This is a genomic window from Actinopolymorpha sp. B11F2 (assembly GCF_040195635.1).
Classification (GTDB): Bacteria; Actinomycetota; Actinomycetes; order Propionibacteriales; family Actinopolymorphaceae; genus Thermasporomyces.
Map to the genome: position 1 here is coordinate 1 of NZ_JBEFTX010000008.1, position 13,479 is coordinate 13,479.

The following is a 13,479-nucleotide window of genomic DNA, read 5'->3' on the forward strand; positions in this document are numbered from 1 at the left end:
TCCCCGACCGAGCAGCCCTCATCCGCCTTGTCGGCGCCGTCCTGGCCGAACAACACGACGAATGGATCGAAGGCCGCCGCTACCTCGGCCTCGACCTCCTCGCCAAAGCCCGACGCGCCCCCAACCCAACCACCGAGGAGGTGAACGACAACACCATCCCGGCGCTCAGCGCCTAACCAACCAACGGATCACGCGACACGACCGATACACCACACCAATGGACTTGACCCCGATCCATTCTGTGGGTCCTCATGCTGCTCGTACCCGACGTCGCCGGATGGAACGCCAGGTGGGTGATCGTCTCGGTCAGTTTGGCGTGGGTGACACCCCGTTCTGGCGGGCGTAGTAGAGGTGGGACGCTGGGCACCGGAGGGCTCGACGGACATCAGGTCGTCCTTTCGAGGGCTGTTGTCAATGAGGGGAGCGGCGCCGTGGGTTTGCGGGTTCGGATCCCTGTCAGGAAGGCGAGCGCGGCTGCGGCCGCGGCGGTGAGGGTGACGATGCCCAGCGGTGTGGCCGTGTGCGGGCCGGCGGCCCCGACCAGCGGGGCGGCCAGACCTCCGAATGCGTAGCGGGTCAGGCCGAGGAGGGAGGCGGCGGTGCCGGCCATGGTCGGGAAGTCCCGCAACGCGATCGCTGTCAATGCCGGGGAGGCGAACGCGACACCGGCGACCATGACGAACAGCGGCACGATGAAAGCGATCAACGGCAGCTGTAGTAGACCGGTGATCAGCAAACCGCCGGCGCCGGCGGCACAGGCCGTCAGGCCGACGGCCACAGCACCGCGTTCCGACCAGTGTGATACTTCGGCAATTCGGCCGCCGAGGAAGCCGAAGAGCATGAACCCCAGCGAGTTCAGGCCGAATGCGAACGAGTACTCCTGCGGGGAGAGCCCGTAGATGTCTTGCAGGACGAAGGTAGCCCCGGCGAGGTAGGCGAACAACGCCGCGCCGGTGAACCCGCCCACCAGCAGCGCACCGACGAACGACCGGTCGAGGAGTAGTCGCTGGAACGATCGCACGCTGCTGCCCAGGCCACCCGAGTGTCGCCGCTGGACCGGAAGAGTCTCACCGAAGATGATCAGGCACACCGTGAAGATGATGACGCCGATACCGGAAAGAACGAGGAACACGCCGCGCCAGTCGGTGATCGCGGCGAGCTGGCCGCCGAGGACTGGGCCGATGATGGCCGCCAGGCCGCCGATCACCGCCAGTCGGCCATAAAAGCGCACCAGTGGGCCGCCGTCGTACAGGTCACGGCCGGCCGCCTGGGCGATCACGATCCCCACTGCTCCAGCGGCCCCTTGGAACAGCCGGGCGATGATCAACATGGGCACCGACGGGCTGATCGCGCACGCAAGCGAGAACAGCACGTATGCGGCGATTCCGATCAGCAACGGCCGGCGACGGCCGAACCGATCCGACAGCGGCCCGGCGATGATCTGCCCCAAGGCCAAACCCACCAGACATGCCGTCATGGTCAGCTGTGCCGCCGACGTCGAGGTGCGCAACTGGTCGGTCAACTGTGGCAGTACCGGCAGATACATATCCATTGAAATGGGCCCGAACACCGTCAGCAACATCAGCACGATCGACAGTCCGACACCAACCCGCGCCTGCGCCTGTGCTTGGTGGTGCTGCGGCATCGAGGTGAGCCCTTCTGGACGATCAACGGAGCAGGTCCACCAAACCGCCGTTTGCTGGCCTGCGGGAGTCTCTGCCGAAGGGTGTACTGGCAGGGCATCCCTTGCCTCTGGTCGGTGTCGTAGCGTCGATGGCGTGGACAACCGGGATGTGGTGCGCGAGTTCCTCACCACCCGTCGCGCCAAACTCACCCCCGATCAGGCGGGCCTACCGGCTGGCAGCAATCGGCGGGTACCCGGGCTGCGCCGCAGCGAAGTCGCGATGCTCGCCGACGTGAGCATCGAGTACTACTCCAAGCTCGAACGCGGCAGCCTCGCCGGCGTCTCTGACAGCGTCCTGTCCGCGGTCGCGCGCGCCCTGCAACTCGACGACGCTGAACGGGAACATCTGTTCGATCTCGCACGCGCTGCCAACCAGACGACCGTCACCCCGCCACGGCGCAGGCCCAAACAGTGGGTGCCGCGGCCGGGTCTGCAGCTCGCTCTTGACGCAATCACGGCCGGTCCTGCGTTTGTCCGCAACGGACGGCTGGACATCCTGGCCACCAACGCGCTCGGTCGGGCGTTCTATGACCAGGTCTTCGACGGACCGGGGCGGGGGAACTTGGCCCGGTTCAACTTCCTCGACGACCGTTCCCGCGACTTCTACCCGGACTGGGACGCCGCCGCCGATGTCAGCGTCGCGATCCTGCGCACCGAGGCCGGCCGCGACCCCCACGACAAACACCTGCAGGACCTCATCGGGGAACTCTCGACGATAAGCGAACAGTTCCGAACTCGGTGGGGTGCGCACAACGTGCGCCGGCACGGTGCCGGCACCAAGAACTTCCACCACCACGTCGTCGGCGATCTCACCTTGACCTACGAAGGGCTGGAACTCACCGCCGAACCCGGCCTGTCGTTGCTGATCTACACCGCCGAACCCGGCAGCCTCTCCGAAGAAAACCTCAAACTGCTCGCCAGCTGGGCAGCCACCCAGACAGATCCCGACACAGCCCGCGGCACGACCCCCGCCAAGGAGAACCAGCAATGAACATCGAACCCAAGTCGCCGACCAACAAGGGCTCGGCTGACTGGTTCACCGGGGATGTGTGGGTCGACCCAATCGCAGCACCCAGAGACGGCGACCAGCGCATGATCGTCGGCCGGGTCCGCTTCGCCCCCGGCTCGCGCACCGCGTGGCACGCCCACGGCCGCGGCCAAACCCTGCATGTGACCGAAGGAATCGCCCTGCTGGGCACCCGTGACGGGACCGTCATCCGCGCCACGCCTGGTCAGACGATCTACACCCCACCCGGCGAAGAACATTGGCACGGCGCCGCACCCGAGGACTTCACCGAACACCTCGCCATGCTCGAAACCTCCAACGGCGCGGATGCCGAAGACGGCTGGTTCGAGCACGTCACCGACGAGGACTACCGCGCAGCAGCGGGGGGCTGACAATGCACACACGCAACCTCGGACAAAGTTTAGAGGTCTCCGCGATCGGTCTGGGCTGCATGGGCATGTCGCAAAGCTACGGACCCAATCCAGGCAGCCGCGACGACATGATCGCTGTGATCCGGTCCGCCGTCGAGCTCGGCGTCACCTTCTTCGACACCGCCGAGGCCTATGGCCCGTTCGTCAACGAGGAACTCGTCGGTGAGGCCCTTCAACCCGTCCGCGACCAAGTGATCATCGCAACGAAGTTCGGATGGCACTTCGAGAACGGCAAACTGGTCGGCCTGGACAGTCGCCCCGAACACATCAAGCAGGTCGCCGATAAGTCGCTGCAACGGCTGCGCACCGACGTGATCGACCTGTACTACCAGCATCGCGTCGACCCTGACGTTGCGATCGAGGACGTCGCCGGGGCAGTTGCCGACCTCGTCCAGGCCGGCAAAGTCAAACACTTCGGACTGTCCGAAGCATCGGCATCAACGATCCGCCGCGCGCACGCCATCCACCCCGTCACCGCTGTCCAAAGCGAATACTCGCTGTGGACACGCGACCCAGAACTCGAAGTGCTACCCACGCTCGCCGACCTCGGCATCGGGTTCGTCCCCTTCAGCCCGCTGGGCAAGGGCTACCTCACCGGCACCGTCGACACCAGCACCACATTCACAGAAGGTGACATTCGCACCACGATCCCGCGGTTCACCGAACAAAACCGTGCCGCTAACCAGACACTCGTCGACCACGTCGCCGAACTCGCGAAGAACAAGAGCGCCACCCCCGGCCAGGTCGCACTGGCCTGGCTGCTCGCCCAACAACCCTGGATCGTCCCCATCCCCGGCACCCGCCGCACCTCCCGAATCGAGGAGAACGCGCGCTCCACACAAGTCCCGCTGTCCGCAGATGAGCTCGCCGACCTCGACACCCTCGCACAACGCGTCGGGATCCAAGGCGCACGCTACAACGAGTTCCACCTCGGACTCGTCGGCCGCTAAACCTATCCACCGCACGCCGATCGCCCGAAGAGCACCACCCACCCGGGCCCGTGCTGAGATCCGTAAAGCCGCACGACCAGATCGACCAGAGCCTCGGGGACTGTGCACTGAACGGTGTTTCCGGCTCGACACGCCGGGCTGGATTCGGCGGGATGGGCACGGACAGTGATGACATCTGGGGCCATGGGGTCTCGACAGCAGAAGACGGATGACGGTGGGCGGCGGCGGTCTGCGGAGCAGGCCGCAGCTGCGGCGATGGTGGCGCAGGCTCGGGAGCGTGGCCTGGCGCTGACTGGCCCGGACGGGCTGTTGAAGTTGTTCACCAAGAATGTGCTGGAGACAGCGCTGGGTGAGGAGATGACGGAGCATCTCGGGCACGAGAAGAATCGTGTCGAGCCCGACCGGGAGTCTGCCAACGTTCGTAACGGTACGAGGAAGAAGACGGTCGTCTCGGAGGCGGCTGGTGAGGGGATACCTCCAACTCAGCCGCGCCATGAAACGTGCCAAGCTGAGCCGAAAGATCAGCGAACGGATCTCGATCGCAGTCCAAACCCAGCAGGGATGCGGACTGTGCCTCGAATCCCACATCAACGCCGCGCGCACGATAGGTGTCGACGGGCAAGAGGTCGACCGCGCCCGGGCGGGCACCTCCGACGATCCAGCGATCGCGGCCATGATCGAGTTGGGCCTGCAGGTCTGCCGCGAGCCCGCCTCCATCACCGATGAGCAGATCGAAATCCTGCACGGCCACGGCTACAGCGACCGAGAGATTGCTGACGTCGTCGGGATCGTCGCCCTCAACATCCTCACCGGCGCATTCAATCTGGTTGCCGGCCTGACGCCGGACCACGCGTAGGGCACGAGCCCGAGAGGAGCACTGATCGTGCACTACGAACCGATCAGGCAGCGTCCCGGCGGCCGCGTACGTCGACGGCCTACCCCGGACGATGACTCCTCAGCATCCTCGGCCCACTTTGTTGTCCGCAAGCTGGCGGGGTCGCTACTCCACCACGAGTGCGCCGAGGCGCCAGTATTCCTGGTAGTCCTCGCCGTCGAGCACGATGTCGACCTGACGCCCAGCCTCCCTACCGTCAAGGTCGAACGTGAGCCACGAGTACTCGCCCGCTCCGAGGAGGTGATCGGTCTCCGCGACCCGTTGCCCGTCGACGTAGACGACCGTGTGGCTGGACTGGTACAGCGGGTCGCCCGTGAGCAGGAAGGCCTGATGGATGCCAGGCGGAACGGTTAGTCGGAGCGTGCACACCGCACTGGAGAACGTGAAGTCGCGCCGCAGCAGGTCTGGCGCTCCTCGGTCACGGGCGCTCGGGCAGGTGTCGACCCACCCATACCCGCGGACCGGATCCCACCTCGTTTCCGGTGTCAGGGCGTGGTAGGTCTCCATCACAGGGCTCCCGGTCGGGCCGGCGTCCAGGGCGATCGGTACGTCGTCACCCGACCAGATCGGCTCCACCACGGCGGTCGTGGAGTCGCGTGCAGCATCAGGCCCGTCCGACCTGTCGGTACTCGCCGTGAAGGTGATCGTGTCCTTATCGAAGATTCCGGCCTCCGGCTGGGCCGTGACTGAGACGGTGTAGGTTTGGCTGACCGGCAGGCCGTCACTGTCCAGGTCGAAGCGCTGCAACGCCGGGCTGATCTGCCACTCGGGCGGACCCGACACCTCGAGAATCCCGCCGAGCCGGTTTCGTGCCTGGCCCCAGATCGTCACCTCGAACGCATGTGTGGATCGGTGCGGCACCAGGTCCTGCTCCGGGGAGACGTGCACCGCGACCTGCGTCGGCATCGTGTCGCCCGCAGCGCTGCTCCGCTCGGCGGTGACGGCCGTCACCGCGCCCGCCACCAGGACGAGGACGCCGACTGCGGCGAGGCTGCGGCGGCGGATGCTCGAACGGCATTCCATCGCTACGGTCATGCTTGCGGCACCTCCCTCTCCTCATGACTCACAGGTAGCCGGTAGAGACGGGCGGCCCCCGCGTCGAGGGTGACTTCAAGCCGCTTCTGCGGAACGTCCACCTCGTCGTAGGTCTCGGTGGAAGCATTGAACTCCGTGATGCCCCAGCCGCTCACCTGCGGGCCGAGGTTTAGGCGCGTTCGGCTGGGCAGGTCGTGCGAGTAGTTCACGACTAGCAGCCACCGGTGGTCAGGCTCAAACGGTTCGCTGAGCCGGCTGAGGATGGCCGCGTCTCCCCAGGACTCCGTGATGTATCCGTCAGGGCGGAAGGGCGGCAGTCCCGGTGGTGGCGAGTCCAGCAGGTTAGCGATGCCGAGCACCTCCGACGTCATCGGCTTGAGCTGGCGACCGATCCGGGAAAGCCACCCATTGTTGATCTGCTTGACGACCTCGTAGAGCTCGGTGCGTTGCCCGTCGAGACCGATGAGCGCCGTGCCGTATTCGCTGTAGCTCGGCACCGTCCAATATGTGAAGTATTGGATGCCCTTGCAGCCGTACGCGAGACTCACGTTGATCTGCCACAGGACCTCGGCCGCTGTCGGACTGCGGTAGGACGCGCTCGCGAAGGACTGGATGTAGGTCCATGTCGGAATGCCGAACTCCAGGCCCAGTGACCGAACTTGGCCCCACTGTTCGAAGAACCCGGGCGAGTCCCGGCCGCGCATCAGTGGGTAGTTGTCGAACGAGAGCATCGGTGGGCGGAGTGCCTCGACGAATTCCCGCAGGTCTTGGCCAAGATGCCAAGGTGCCGCGTTGGTGTGGAAGAGGACGTCCGGTGCCTGTTCGCGGCCCATCCGGATGACCTCCGCGATGCTCGGGTACCAGTCCGGGCGAGGCTCGTCCCGGAGGTGGAGACCGACGAACGCCGGATAGCGCCGGTATTCAGTCAGGGTCGTGGCGAAGACCTCCTGCCAGTCCTCGGGCGGATAATCGCGAATCCGGTAGATTCTGAAGTCGGTAGGAACGCCGTGCAGTCCGTTATCTTCGCAGTGCCGCAGCATCGTGTCGTTGATGGGAAAGTCGACGATGTCGTTCACCCCGAGTACCCACGTAAATCCGGCCTCGGCGATCTCTGCGTATCGTTCATTGGTCGTAAATTCCTGTGGTGGCGGCCAGAAGAAGCCGATCGGGTAGTCCGGACCATTGAGCAGAGGAAGTTCGCTAGCCGACGACGATGTGAGCAAGGCAGGTGTGGCGAAAGCGTTCCCTGTCCCGGCCAGACCAGCAGCAGTCGCAGCACCGACCACTTCGGCGCCCAGTCGCAGAAAACGCCGCCGACCCACTCGCTCCTTCCGCTCCTGCCTCGCACCGATGCAACCAGGGACCATGGGCAACTCCCTCGCGACTTACGACACGGATACGGCTTATCCTGTACAGCGCCGAACGGCAGAGGACACATCTCGTCAGCCGTCCGTCCAGGTGACGGCTGAGAGGATCTGCGCTGCCCGCCAGTGAGTTCGCCCGCAGCGACTGGCGCCTGACATCGGAGCACAGGAAGCACTGGGGATCAAGAACATCGCTCGACTGTGCCGGACACGGACACTCGTTCAGGCCGCAAGGTCGATGCCTTTCGATCCTCGTCGAAAAACCTCGACATCGCTGACCTTGCGCGCGCAGCATGGCGACGCCATCGCTTCAGGCGGCGAGCACGCCCAGAATCCGGACTATTACGACAAGAGGGATCGGGAAGCGCCTTCCGACGCTTCTCGTGTCCGACGCCGAAGTGGTCGAAAAGAGGAGAGGGCATGGGTGAGTTCGGATCTACGGGAAAGCCTCGTGAGACTGCCGAGTACCGAGTTCCACGGCGTACTCTGCTTGCGGCGTCGGTGCTTGGTACGACTGCGATGGGCACATCCACCACCAGTAACGCAGCCGTGGCGGCAAGCACGCCTCTTTCCTGGCAGGGATCGACCCCGTCCACCTCGGAGCTCCCGCTGATCGGCGGTCCGGAGTTTCCGATCGGACTGTTCTGGCCCCCTCATCCGTTCGCGACCACTGTCGAACGGTACCGAGAGATCAAGGACGCCGGATTCACATGGGTGATGACTGGCAACTACTTGCTCGACCGGTGGGTGATCAGGCATGCCATGGGCGTAGCTGGCGAAGTCGGCCTGAAGATGGTCGTCGCGGCCGACGAGCGCCTGATGACCATGACACGCATGATGAATATCTCTGAGGACGGCAGCGAGGTTCGCTCTCTGTCGAGAGCCGAGGCGCGAACAATGCTGAAGGAGGTGTTGTCCTTCTGGGCGAACCAGCCCGCGTTTGCCGGGATCAGCTTCTACGACGAGCCGCGACCCGAGAAGTTCGAGACCGTGCGTATCGCCTTCTCCCTCCTGCGGGAGCTCGCGCCCACACTGCTGCCGTTCGCGAATCTCTTTCCAGGGCGCGGAGATGCGTACACCGAGTATGTGCGGCAGTTCGTGAGCACCGTCAAGCCCTCCGTGATCTCCTTCGACCGCTACCCTTTGCGGGCCGACGGAACCAATGACCCCAACTACTTCGACAACTGGTCACGAGTCCGGGCCGAAGGGTTGGCGACCGGTCTGCCGACATGGACCTACATCCAGTCGGTCGGACATCTGGACCTCCGGGACCCCACCGCGGAGGACCTGCTGTGGCAGGTGAACATCAGCCTCGCCTACGGCGCCAAGGGCATCGCGTACTTCACGTACTGGACGCCAGATCCGGCCCGCGGAGAGGGCTACCGCAAAGCCCTCGTCTCTGTGAACGGCGAGCGAACCGACATCTACGACGGCGCACGAGACGTCAACACCCGCTGGCTGCGACAGGTAGGACGGCAGCTCAAACCACTTGTGTCCGAACAGGTCGTCCACGCCAACGACGATCCACTGCCACCTGGCGCGAGCGCCTTCGAACCAGACGGCTACGTCCGTTCCGTCGTTGGAAGCCCCCTGGTCCTCGGACGGTTCCGGTCCGCGGATCCTGGCGACCGGACACGCTGGCTGCTCATCACCAACCGGCACAGCGCGACCACCGCGCGATCGGTGGTGGAGTTCGGGTCGGCCAGCGCCGGCCGGATCGAACGGTACGAACCTGAAGCCGACCGCTGGCTCGCCGAACGTGGCTCCCACCTGGACCTCGTTCTCGCGCCCGGCGCTGCGACTCTGCTGAGCACCGGGTAGGCCGGTGAGGAAAGCGAAGTACTCATGAGGGAGCATTCGATGCCAGCTGGCCGGTGGCCCGGTGGTGGGGCGATCGACGGGCCGCCGATCAACCGCCGTGTGCTGCTTGGCGCGGCAGGTGCTGGCGCGCTGGCGGCGCTGTCATCAGGGTCGAACCCGGCGCACGCGACGACAGGATTCGGCGGAACCGCTCAGGCGACCGTTGGTGCCGACAACCTGCCGTTGATCGATGGCAACACGTTTCCGATCGGAATCTTCTGGCCGCCGCCACCGCTGGAGACGACGATCGAGCGCTATCAGGAGATTGCCGAAGCAGGCTTCACCTTCGTGATCAGCGGCAACTATCTGCTGGATCGCTACATCCTGAACCATGCCATGAAGTGGGCGGACGAGACTGGTCTTGCGTACCTTGTAGCCGACGACTGGCGTCTGCTCGACATGATGCATACGCATTCGATCACAGAGACTGGCGCCGGATTTCTCGAGATGTCGACCGCGGAGGCGCGGGCGGTGGTACAGCAGCTCATCGGATCCTTCCAAGCGCATCGCTCATTCGCCGGAATCAGCTTCTACGACGAACCCGATCCCCAGAAGTTCCAGACGATCGGCCGAGCTTTCGAGTTGTTTCGGAAGGTGAGTCCTGGACGGCTGCCCTACACCAACCTGCACGCTCGTACGTCCATCAACCGCGACAGCCTGCGATCGTTCATCGAGATCGTCAGGCCATCGCTCATCTCATTCGACCACTATCCGCTATTCACGGACAGGATCGACCAGACCTGGTTTCAAAACTGGGCCAACGTGCGGGCGGCTGGTCTGGAACACAACCTGCCGATGTGGACCTACATCCTGTCGGTTCCCCACCTCGGCTATCGTGCCCCGACCAAGGCCGAGCTGCTCTGGCAGGTAAACGTCAGCCTGGCCTATGGCTGTAAGGGCATCCAGTACTTCACCTACTGGACTCCCGACCCAGCCCGTGGCGAGGGATATGCCGGCCGTGAGGGCGCAATGATCACTCAAGACGGCCAGCGCACGGAGCGCTACGAAAGCGCGAAGGAAATCAACAACACCTGGCTGTCCAGAGTGGGCAGGCAGCTCAAACCACTGACGTCGGAGTCGGTCAGTGTCGCGAACCTGCTCGCCACTCCACCCGCTGGACTGCCCGCGTTTCAACCGGGCGAGATCGTCGAGGGCACACTTGGTATCCGGTCATTCTCGGTCGATTCACCGGGCAGGACACGTCCACCCGGTGGCTGCTGGTCGTCAACTACGCGCTCGACCGTGAAGCCCGGGCACGCCGCACCTTCGGGTCCGCCGTCGCCCGGGACGGAGTCCACGTGTTCAATACGGCTGCCCAGGCATACGAGACTGTCAGGACCCCCAGCAGACGACTTGACCTGGTGCTCGATTCAGGGGCGGCATCCTTGTTTCGGTTGACTTCCGATGTGACAGGCCGGTGAGTGCGATGCCTGGGAGGCGGCCGGCGCCCCATCCCGTTATGCGAATCCTGCACGGCCAGGCACGGGTCGTCGCTACCGTGGTCATGACGGTTGCCGTTGTGACGTGCTTTCCTGTCTCGGCGGACGCGCGAGAGGAGAGCGGTACGCAGTATCCGCCGAGGCTTGGTATCGAACTATCGCCGAGGTGACTGGCGGCGGTCCCGGAACAGCCGTACGAGATATCCATTACCGTCTGGGGTCAGTCGCGGCACAGCATCAGCGGCACGCTGTCAGCGGTCGGGCCTAGCGGCTGGGCCCTCGACCCGGCCCAACAGAGCTTCCGGCTGGACAGTGACGGCTTGCCAGTCTCCGCAACGTACGGTGTGTCGGTCACGCCGCCGCGAGATGCAAACATCGGTGCCTACGAACTCACCTTCGTCGCCAGTGCTCGTGCCGGCCAGGGCGAACCCGTGTCGGCCAGCACGCTCGTCGCCCTGGCACCTCCGGCCAACTCTGCCGCGATGGCGCTCGATGCCGGCTGTGGGACGAGTCCGCTGTTCGACAGCTATCACCGATTGACTCCCAACGATATGTGGGACGGCGTACGTACCTACGGCTGGATCGACACGCGACCACAGTGTCGTGACCGTGGTGGCCCTGATGCGTTGTTGCGTGACTTCGTCGCAGCCACCAGACCGGCCACACTCCGGCTCGTTGTGCCACCAGGAGTCCACGACACGTATGCGTTGATCGGCGATCCGAGTTTTCTCGCCAATCCGGTCACCATTTCCTCCGGTGATCAGGCCTTGGCCCGAACGGGGACGCCATTGCCTGCGGGTGACTTCGCCTGGCTGAAGTTCGAGATCGACGGTGGCGCCCATGGCCGTACGGTAGATCTCACCTTCAGCGGCGAGCCGGACATGTACTGGATCGTTGACGCGCTGGTCATGTCTGCCGGCTAGCCAGTGGACTCCCTCACGCAGATCGGCGGATTCCGGGGCGTCGTGGGCTGCGGCTTCCGAGTATTACAGCCGCAATCAGAGGTCGTGGTTTCGTCGTCGGTGGTGGCAGAGCCGGGCGTAGGACCCACGACAGGACGCCGGTAGCGGGCGGGCTAGGGACCAGCCGCGGCCGGCGCGACCGCACGCGGAGGTGGCTACCTCGCGTTCAAGGCCGCGTCGCCCGCGGTCGGACGCCGTGCGATGACCGGTGCCGGCAGTCCGTCTGCGCCAGAACGCATGCCCGGCCGTGGTGCCCGGTGTGGAAGCGGAGCCGACGACGTAGCCCGTGGATAAACGCGGATGCGGCGACTCATGGGTGCTGCGCGTCTTTACAGCACGTTGTCGGGGGCACTCCGCTTGTGGCGTGGTCAACGCCGGTTGCCCTATCGCCGGGGCGCGGCATCCTACGGAGTGCACGAGCGTTCGATGAAGGGTTCGGCGCGTTCGCCGTCGGTGAACTGGCCCACCGCCCACAGGCAGGTGCTGGCTGGGACCGCGGTGACGGCTGTCAGGCTGCTTCCGACGGTTCCCGGGTCGACGCCAGGAACGACGCTCCATGTAAGGCCGTCCCAGTGCGCGATGAGTGTGTCGGTGCCCTGCCCTCCGACGGCCCATACGTCGTCCGGTCCGCGAAGGGCCACGTCGGCGAAGGTCGCATCCATGCCGTCGAAGGTGGGTGTCGTGGAGACCTGCCAAGAGGAGCCATCCCAGCGCTGGGCGAGCGGCTCCAGGTGTGTAGGTCCATACGCGTAGCCGACGGCCCACGCCTCCGTGGCCGAATCGGCCGCCACGCTGCCGAGCAGGGCGCCGTCACGTCTGGTCGGGCTCGGTACGACGGTCCACGACGTGCCATCCCAGTGTTCGGTCAGCGTACGCATCACCATGTCGCCCTCGTCGTAGTCACCGACCGCCCATAGATCGGCGGCCGACGATGCCGCGACGTCCAGCAGGTTGCTGCCGAGCCCGGTCGTACCGGGGTTGGGACTCTCGACCACGGACCAGCGATCGCCGTCCCAGTGCTGGACCAGCGTCTGCTCGGTGAACGGCCAGGCAGTCACGGATCCAACCGCCCATGCATCCGTGGGCGACAACGCCGTGACGCCGACCAGCATGCTGTCGAGGGTGTTATCGCTCGGGCTCGGCACCACCTGCCAGCGCATGCCGTTCCAGTGCATGAGCAAGGTGCGGTGTGTTCCGTCGGCGTCGACGTCGTAGCCGGCCGCCCATACGTCTGAGGACGAGGATCCCGCGACTGCGAATAGCCAGTTTTGCGCGCGACTTCGGTTGGGGCTCGGGATACGCGTCCACCGGGCGCCGTCCCAGTGCAGCGTGAGGGTGCGAACCCCCGTCCGGCCACGAACGTATCCGACCGCCCATGCATCCGATGGGCTGAAGGCCGTCACCTCGGTGAGATCCGCCTGCCCGCGCACCGACGGAATCGGGACCATCTCCCACGTCGATGCTTCCGCGGGTGCGGCCGACGGTGTCGTGCTGCCTGCCATCGCCGTGCGGCTGCCGGCTGCGGCAGTCGCTAATGCGAGCACCGCGACCGCGATCGCCGCGGCTTCTCTGATCAGTCTGCCTGTCCTCATGAAGCACCTCCGCTGAGGATTCTCACTCGCCAAAGATCGAAAGGTTCATGGAAGAGATGCCCACAGCTGTGGTGGAGTTGCTCCGCTGAGAAAACTCTCGCCACGTTCTCGCCCAGCTGAAGAATTGGAGCGGCCAAGGCAACCCAGGGGACGTTCAGTGCATCCTCAAAGCAAGGGGTCCACGCCACCATCCCGGACCCACCAACGAGGGGAGAATTTCATGGGTGTGCGCTTTCAAGCCATGACCACAGCATTGGCGAC

The 13,479-nt window shown here is 65.1% G+C and carries 11 protein-coding genes and 2 pseudogenes; 9 read left to right on the forward strand and 4 right to left on the reverse strand.

Going from position 1 to position 13,479, the window contains the following annotated elements; all coding sequences use genetic code 11:
- Nucleotides 1–176, forward strand: a pseudogene (locus ABN034_RS15940) (IS256-like element IS1395 family transposase); the annotation flags it as partial.
- 209 nt (nucleotides 177–385) lie between these two features.
- Here the strand turns inward: ABN034_RS15940 and ABN034_RS15945 are convergent.
- The gene (locus tag ABN034_RS15945; RefSeq protein WP_349691796.1) at nucleotides 386–1,645 is read right to left on the reverse strand and encodes a multidrug effflux MFS transporter; all 1,260 of its coding nucleotides are present in this window, start codon (nucleotides 1,643–1,645) and stop codon (nucleotides 386–388) included.
- Between the two features lie 133 nt (nucleotides 1,646–1,778).
- On the opposite strand from ABN034_RS15945, the gene ABN034_RS15950 reads away from it, so the two are divergent.
- The 5 genes and pseudogenes from ABN034_RS15950 (at nucleotide 1,779) to ABN034_RS15970 (ending at nucleotide 4,927) form a co-directional block, all read left to right on the forward strand.
- Nucleotides 1,779–2,675, forward strand: a complete 897-nt coding sequence (locus tag ABN034_RS15950) for a helix-turn-helix transcriptional regulator (protein ID WP_349691797.1) — start codon at nucleotides 1,779–1,781, stop codon at nucleotides 2,673–2,675.
- A complete protein-coding gene (locus tag ABN034_RS15955; protein ID WP_349691798.1) occupies nucleotides 2,672–3,082 on the forward strand; it encodes a (R)-mandelonitrile lyase in 411 nt (136 codons plus the stop codon). The genes ABN034_RS15950 and ABN034_RS15955 overlap by 4 nt, the downstream gene beginning before the upstream one ends.
- A gap of 2 nt (nucleotides 3,083–3,084) precedes the next feature.
- Nucleotides 3,085–4,071 (forward strand): aldo/keto reductase, encoded by a 987-nt coding sequence (locus tag ABN034_RS15960; RefSeq protein WP_349691799.1) that lies wholly within the window; start codon nucleotides 3,085–3,087, stop codon nucleotides 4,069–4,071.
- A gap of 183 nt (nucleotides 4,072–4,254) precedes the next feature.
- Nucleotides 4,255–4,536: pseudogene (locus ABN034_RS15965) on the forward strand (transposase); the annotation flags it as partial.
- Complete coding sequence (locus tag ABN034_RS15970) at nucleotides 4,535–4,927, forward strand: carboxymuconolactone decarboxylase family protein (RefSeq protein WP_349691800.1); 393 nt, start codon at nucleotides 4,535–4,537, stop codon at nucleotides 4,925–4,927. The pseudogene ABN034_RS15965 and the gene ABN034_RS15970, both read left to right, overlap by 2 nt.
- Nucleotides 4,928–5,071: 144 nt before the next feature.
- Here the strand turns inward: ABN034_RS15970 and ABN034_RS15975 are convergent, their stop codons facing one another.
- Nucleotides 5,072–6,001 (reverse strand): hypothetical protein, encoded by a 930-nt coding sequence (locus ABN034_RS15975; RefSeq protein WP_349691801.1) that lies wholly within the window; start codon nucleotides 5,999–6,001, stop codon nucleotides 5,072–5,074.
- Nucleotides 5,998–7,323, reverse strand: coding sequence for a hypothetical protein (locus tag ABN034_RS15980; RefSeq protein WP_349691802.1), 1,326 nt, complete (start codon nucleotides 7,321–7,323; stop codon nucleotides 5,998–6,000). Before ABN034_RS15980 ends, ABN034_RS15975 begins: the two co-directional genes overlap by 4 nt.
- Nucleotides 7,324–7,785: 462 nt before the next feature.
- On the opposite strand from ABN034_RS15980, the gene ABN034_RS15985 reads away from it, so the two are divergent.
- The 3 genes from ABN034_RS15985 to ABN034_RS15995 all read left to right on the forward strand — a co-directional run bounded on the left by ABN034_RS15985 (nucleotide 7,786) and on the right by ABN034_RS15995 (nucleotide 11,587).
- Nucleotides 7,786–9,186 (forward strand): hypothetical protein, encoded by a 1,401-nt coding sequence (locus ABN034_RS15985; protein ID WP_349691803.1) that lies wholly within the window; start codon nucleotides 7,786–7,788, stop codon nucleotides 9,184–9,186.
- A gap of 39 nt (nucleotides 9,187–9,225) precedes the next feature.
- Nucleotides 9,226–10,623, forward strand: coding sequence for a hypothetical protein (locus ABN034_RS15990; RefSeq protein WP_349691804.1), 1,398 nt, complete (start codon nucleotides 9,226–9,228; stop codon nucleotides 10,621–10,623).
- A gap of 361 nt (nucleotides 10,624–10,984) precedes the next feature.
- Entirely contained in the window at nucleotides 10,985–11,587 is a 603-nt protein-coding gene (locus ABN034_RS15995) for a hypothetical protein (RefSeq protein WP_349691805.1), read from the forward strand.
- Between the two features lie 443 nt (nucleotides 11,588–12,030).
- Here the strand turns inward: ABN034_RS15995 and ABN034_RS16000 are convergent, their stop codons facing one another.
- Entirely contained in the window at nucleotides 12,031–13,218 is a 1,188-nt protein-coding gene (locus ABN034_RS16000; RefSeq protein WP_349691806.1) for a hypothetical protein, read from the reverse strand.
- Between the last annotated feature and the right edge of the window lie 261 nt (nucleotides 13,219–13,479).

Excerpts from the sequence above, each read along its gene's own strand:
- ABN034_RS15990 (WP_349691804.1), top strand. The coding sequence starts at position 9,226 with ATGCCAGCTGGCCGGTGGCCCGGTGGTGGGGCGATCGACGGGCCGCCG.
- ABN034_RS15975 (WP_349691801.1), bottom strand. The coding sequence starts at position 6,001 with ATGACCGTAGCGATGGAATGCCGTTCGAGCATCCGCCGCCGCAGCCTC.
- ABN034_RS15955 (WP_349691798.1), top strand. The coding sequence starts at position 2,672 with ATGAACATCGAACCCAAGTCGCCGACCAACAAGGGCTCGGCTGACTGG.
- ABN034_RS15945 (WP_349691796.1), bottom strand. The coding sequence starts at position 1,645 with ATGCCGCAGCACCACCAAGCACAGGCGCAGGCGCGGGTTGGTGTCGGA.
- ABN034_RS16000 (WP_349691806.1), bottom strand. The coding sequence starts at position 13,218 with ATGAGGACAGGCAGACTGATCAGAGAAGCCGCGGCGATCGCGGTCGCG.
- ABN034_RS15985 (WP_349691803.1), top strand. The coding sequence starts at position 7,786 with ATGGGTGAGTTCGGATCTACGGGAAAGCCTCGTGAGACTGCCGAGTAC.
- ABN034_RS15960 (WP_349691799.1), top strand. The coding sequence starts at position 3,085 with ATGCACACACGCAACCTCGGACAAAGTTTAGAGGTCTCCGCGATCGGT.